The 3,409-nt window shown below is 64.3% G+C and carries 3 protein-coding genes; all 3 read left to right on the forward strand.

Annotated elements, in window-relative coordinates; translation table 11 throughout:
* Nucleotides 1-1,597: acyl-CoA dehydrogenase family protein (locus KDH09_01040; GenBank protein ID MCB0218253.1), on the forward strand; the 1,597-nt coding region annotated here is incomplete at its 5' end.
* A gap of 84 nt (nt 1,598-1,681) precedes the next feature.
* Nucleotides 1,682-2,683 carry an outer membrane protein assembly factor BamD gene (gene bamD, locus KDH09_01045; protein MCB0218254.1) on the forward strand — a complete coding sequence of 334 codons (1,002 nt, stop codon included), beginning with the start codon at nt 1,682-1,684 and terminating at the stop codon, nt 2,681-2,683.
* A complete protein-coding gene (locus tag KDH09_01050) occupies nt 2,680-3,402 on the forward strand; it encodes a tetratricopeptide repeat protein (GenBank protein ID MCB0218255.1) in 723 nt (240 codons plus the stop codon). Before bamD ends, KDH09_01050 begins: the two co-directional genes overlap by 4 nt.
* The last annotated feature ends 7 nt before the right edge of the window (nt 3,403-3,409 follow it).

Here is a 3,409-nt window from a genome sequence, read left to right on the forward strand (position 1 = left end):
GCGCAACTTCCAGGGAGAGCGCCTGATCGCCGCGCAGATGAGCAACATGCGCGCGCGCCGCGCCATGGAAGACACCTGGCGCTACATGGGCGAGCGCAAGATCTTCGGCCGCTACCAGCGCGAGTTCCAGGAACTGCGCCACTGGATGGCCGACATGCTCGCCCACCTGCTCGGCATGGAGTCCTTCACCTACGAGGTGACCAAGCGCTACATCGAGGAGGAGGACCCGCCCAGCAAGGTGGTCTCCATGGTGAAGTACTACTCCACCGAACTCTCGCACCACATCACCGACCGCTGCCTGCAGATTCACGGCGGCATGGGTTACATGGACGAGACTCCGATCTCGCGCGCGTGGCGCGACGGCCGCCTTTCCACCATCGGCGGCGGCGCCAGCGAGGTGATGAAGGAAGTCATCGTCAAGGAAATCGTGCGCGAGGCCGGCGGCGCCGAGGACAATTCCCTCTATAGCCCCGAAGAGATCGAGCTCAAGAAGCAGGCGACGCGCTTCATTCGCGAAAAGATCATGCCGCGCATCGAGGAATGGGAGAGCAAGGGCGAGATGCCCAAGAGCGTCTTCCAGGAATTCGGCGAGCAGGGCTACCTGGGCATCCGCGCCGACGAGAAATACGGCGGCGCGAACATGACCGAGACCGGCGTGCTGGCGCTGGCCGACGCCATCGAGACCTCCACCTCGGCGGGCCTTGGCGCGGCCATCATGATGCACGCGGGCATCGTCACCGGCGTGGTGAACAAGTTGGCCACCGATGAAGTGAAGGACAGGATTCTTCCCGGCGCGGTCAAGGGCGACCTCGTTGGCGCCATGGCGCTGACCGAACCGGGTGCGGGCTCGGATCTCTCCTCGCTGCAGACCACGGCGAAGAAGGACGGCGACCACTACGTGCTCAACGGCACGAAGATCTTCATCACCAACGGCTGCTGGTGCGACTTCGCCCTGGTGCTCTGCCGCTCCGAGGAGGGCAGCAAGGGATACAAGGGCATGAGCGTGCTGCTCGTCGAGAAGGGCACGCCCGGATTCTCCGTGAGCCGCCGCATCGACACCGTGGGCTGGAAACCCTCCCAGACCGGCGAGCTGGTCTTCGAGGACTGCCGCGTTCCCGCCGGCAACCTCATCGGCACCGAGGGCCGCGGCTTCCAGCAGGTCATGGGCTTTCTCAACTGGGAGCGCGTGATGATGGCCTACCAGAGCGTGCGCAAGGCCGAGCTGGCCCTGAAAATGACCCAGAAGTACGTTATGGAGCGCCAGCAGTTCGGGCGCCCCATTGCCACCTTCCAGAATGTGCGCCAGCGAATCGCCGACATGGCCACGCGAATCGAGGTGGGCCGCTCGCTGGCAAAGGAGGCGGTCCGGCGCTATATGGCTGACGACGACGCCGAGGCATTCGTCGCCTCGGCCAAGTTGCTGTGTTGCCAGGACGCGCAGGAAATCATCGACGATTGCCTGCAGCTCCACGGCGGATACGGCTATACGATGGAGTTCCCGATCCAGCGCCTGTGGCGCGATCACCGGCTCTTCACCATCGGCGGCGGCACCAACGAGGTCCAGCGCGAGATTCTCGCCAAAATCCTCGACGCCTAGTGCCGGCATCGGGGTGAGGGCCCCTATAAGGTAAGCATGCGCTCTCACCCCTCCCCCCAAAAGTCCGCCTCCCGCGCGCGCGCGGTGCTTCTCGTTTTGAGCGCGCTGGTGCTCAGCCTGTTTTCTACCGGCGCGAGCTGCGTGCGCGAGATTCCCCCCGGCGCGAGCGCCGAGGAAATCTTCGAGATCATCGACGCCGACCTCCAAAAATATGAAAAAGGCGGCTGGGTGGAGACCCGCGGCGCGCGCAGCCTCGAACAGATCCGCCGCGACTTCAGCCGGCTGCGCCTGACCTACCCCTTCAGCCGCTGGGCCGTGGAGGCCGAGCTGCGCACGGCCGACTCCTACTACGTGCAGGATCGCTACGAAGAGGCCGAGGCCGTCTACCGCCAGTTCATTCGCAACCGCCCTTCGCATCCCAAGATCGCCTACGCCCTGCTCCGGCAGGCGCGCTGCTATGAAAAGCAGGCCCCGCTCACGACGATGTCGACGCTCCTGTTCGAGGACGAGATCGCTGTCGACCGCGACCAGTCCTCGACGCTGGGGGCCTACCAGCTCGCCCAGGAAGTGATGCAGCGTTTTCCCGGCAGCGGGGAAGCCGAGCAGGCCAGGGAGCTGGCCTCCCGCATGGCCACGATTCTGAGCCACCACGAGATGGAAATCGGCGTCTTCTACCAGCGACAGGAGAAATATGAGGCCGCCGCCGGACGCTTCGAGACCGCGCGCACCCGTTTCCCCGACAGCCGCCGTTACGGCGAGGCCACCTGGCGGCTGGGCCGCTGCCTCGAAGCACTGGACCGACTGGATCAGGCGCGAATTGCTTACCAAAGCGTGCTCTCGCTCTCTTCGGATCGCTTCCCGAAGGAACCGGGCCTCGATACCTTCGAGCGCTCGCTGGCCTACTTCACCGACCCCGAGCTGGTAAAAGAAACCACCGGCGAGGGATTCTGGAAGCGCCGCGCCAAGCGCAGACTCGACAAACTGGGTGCAAATGCGCAAGACTCTTCGGCACCATCTGAAGCCACTGAAGAGCAGGCAGCGCCGGAACCGCAGGAGGAACCGGAGGCTACCGGGGACACGCCATGAGCAAAGACGAAGACCTCTCGAAAGACTATCATCTGGGCCGCACGTATTATGCCGACCGCGCATATCCGCAGGCGCTCGAACACCTGCAGCGTTTCATCGACGCCAACCCGGGCTTTGCCGACGTGTGGTTCATGCTCGGCGCGATCCATCACGCCGAGGGGCGTTTCTCCGAGGCGATCGAGTGCTTCGAACAGGCGCTCAAGCTCAACCCCCAGTATATGGAAGCCGCGCTCAATCTGGCCGTCACCTACAACGACGTGGGCCAGTATGAGAAGGGCGCGAAGACCTACCAGCTCGCGCTGAGCGCCGCGCAGCAGCAGGGCAAGGATGATCTCGATCCGCTGGTGCTGGCACGGCTGGCGAACATGCACGCCGAGCTCGGCGACGTCTACCGCAGCATCGGTCGCCCGGCCGACGCCATCGAGCAGTATGCCAAGGCCGTCGAGATGCGCCCGAAGTTCGTGGACATCCAGACGAAGTTGGGCATGGCGCTGCGTGAAGCGGGCGACCTGCACGGCAGCATCGGCCAGCTCAAGAAGGCCGCCGAGGTCAATCCAAAGTATCACGCCGCCAAGATCAACCTGGGCATCAGCCTCTATGCGCTGGGCAACCTCGCCGACGCCATCAGCGTCTGGGACGAGGTCCTTGCCGTCTTTCCCGAGCACAAGGAAGCCCTTCTCTACAAGGCCATGGCCGAGAAGAACCTGCACGGGAAATAGTCCCCGC

The sequence above is a fragment of the Chrysiogenia bacterium genome (assembly GCA_020434085.1).
In the GTDB taxonomy this organism is placed as follows: Bacteria; JAGRBM01; JAGRBM01; order JAGRBM01; family JAGRBM01; genus JAGRBM01.

Bases quoted from the DNA above. Each gene is read 5' to 3' on its own strand.
- KDH09_01050 (MCB0218255.1), top strand. From the start codon at position 2,680: ATGAGCAAAGACGAAGACCTCTCGAAAGACTATCATCTGGGCCGCACG.